At 69.2% G+C, this 1830-nt stretch carries 3 protein-coding genes; 2 read left to right on the forward strand and 1 reads right to left on the reverse strand.

From position 1 onward, the window contains the following. Positions 1–48: 48 nt before the first annotated feature. On the reverse strand, positions 49–267 hold the full coding sequence (gene hemP / locus LzC2_RS21310; protein ID WP_171190035.1) for a hemin uptake protein HemP: 219 nt from the start codon (positions 265–267) through the stop codon (positions 49–51). 207 nt (positions 268–474) lie between these two features. On the opposite strand from hemP, the gene LzC2_RS21315 reads away from it, so the two are divergent. Both LzC2_RS21315 and LzC2_RS21320 read left to right on the forward strand, forming a co-directional pair. Further along, positions 475–1437 carry a DUF1559 domain-containing protein gene (locus tag LzC2_RS21315; RefSeq protein WP_171190036.1) on the forward strand — a complete coding sequence of 321 codons (963 nt, stop codon included), beginning with the start codon at positions 475–477 and terminating at the stop codon, positions 1435–1437. Between the two features lie 22 nt (positions 1438–1459). Continuing rightward, positions 1460–1830, forward strand: a 371-nt coding sequence (locus LzC2_RS21320; protein ID WP_171190037.1) for a hypothetical protein, incomplete at its 3' end; no start/stop codon positions are given.

Genomic DNA, 1830 nt, shown 5'->3' on the forward strand with positions numbered 1-1830 from the left:
CCCCCGACCCCTCTCCCCCAAAAGGGGGGCGAGGGGAGTCCGCGCCCCTCACTTCGTCAGCAGCAGCTTGTCGGTCTTCGTCCGCCGCAGACGGTAGATCTGCCCGGCGTGTTCGACCTCGATCTCCACCGCCTCCCCGGCGAGATCCTCGAACCGTACCCGCCCCGGCCGCGGCGCGGCGTCCGCGGCGGCCCCGTCGGCGGAGGGACGGGCGACGGGCGTTTGAGCCTGTGAAGACAGCGGATCAGGCGGCTGCGGGGCGGGCATGGAGGCGGCCGATCGTCGCGGTTCGGGGAGATTCTCCGCCTGCGGGCTTTTCCGCAGGGTCGGGTGCGGATAGTCTGCCGTGCGTCGGGTTGAGACGCAATCTCAACTCGGCGCCCGTCCAGCCAGCCAGCCACGCTCCCCCTGATTTCGGGACGGCCAGCGAGCGAGACGGCGGTCCCCTCCGCCCTCCCACTCCAGGTCTGTGCAATGCCGTCTCGTTCTCGACTGTCGGTCCGTTCTCAAGCCCGATCCGGTTTCACGCTGATCGAGCTGCTGGTGGTGATCGCGGTGATCGCCATCTTGGTCAGCCTGCTGCTGCCCGCCGTCCAGCAGGCCCGCGAAGCGGCTCGGACGAGCCAGTGCAAGAACAACCTCAAGCAGATCGCCCTCGCCGCCCATAACTATCACAGCACGTGGAAACGGTTCCCGACGGCGAACTCGCAGGGCGGAACCTATCCCACGCTGTACGGGGGCAGCTTCTTCACGATGCTGCTGCCGGAGCTGGACAAAGGGAACGAGTTCGCCCTGTACGACTTCAAGCTGGCGAACACCGACCCGCTCAATCAGGAGGTCAGCGGGCAGCGGGTGCCGACGTTCCTCTGCCCCAGCGCCGCCCCCGGACGTAGCGTGCCGAGCTGCGAGGACGACGCGAACCGCGCCCCCGGCAACTACGCGGTGAACATGGGGGCGGAGGATTATAATCAATACTGGGCGTTCGGCCCGCCGGCCCCGGCGCCGCGGCAGAGCGGGGCGATCGTGTATAGCGACAGCGCCGACGGTTATACGTCCATCGCCCGCTTCCGCGACGGGACGACCAACACGTTGATGATCGGCGAAACCGCCTATAACCTGCCCAGTTATAAGTTCTCGACGAGCCGCGGCGCCGCGGATTGCGCCGGACAAAGCCGGTTCTCCTTTACCTACTGGGCGAACCCGTTCGTCGGCTCGACGACCTGCACCACAGAGTACTTCTTCAACCCCAAGGACGACGGTACGGCGGACGAAACGACCGCTTTAAACATGAGCCGCTCCTTCCGCAGCGATCACGCCGCCGGCGTGAACTTCGCCCGCGGCGACGGCTCCGTGCACCTGATCGGCGACTTTATCGACGCCGACCTGCTGGACGCGCTCGCCACGCGCAACGGCGGCGAGGTGATCGATGAGAACTGACTGCCGCCCCGCCGACGGGATCGTGCCCTCCGCCGTGGTAACCGCCGTCGCCTTGGCCGCGGCGCTCGCCGCGGGCTGCGGCGGATCGGATCGGCCGGAGCAGGTCGCCGTGAGCGGCGCCGTCACCGTCGACGGCGCCCCGTTGCCGGCCGGGACGATTACCTTCGTCCCGGTCGAGAACACGCCCGGTCCCAAGGCCAGCGCCGCGATCGTCGCCGGTCGATACGCCGTGCCCGCCGCCGTCGGCCCGACGGTCGGCGCCTACCGGGCGGAGATCGTCGCAACCGACCCCCAAACCCCCGCCGGCGACGCCGAACTGTCGCCGGAGGACTTGGTCCGCCTGAAGCAGGCCCGAACCGCCCGCCCGCGGCGCCCGCCGTCGCTGGCGCCGCT

The organism is Alienimonas chondri, from assembly GCF_013036045.1.
In the GTDB taxonomy this organism is placed as follows: Bacteria; Planctomycetota; Planctomycetia; order Planctomycetales; family Planctomycetaceae; genus Alienimonas; species Alienimonas chondri.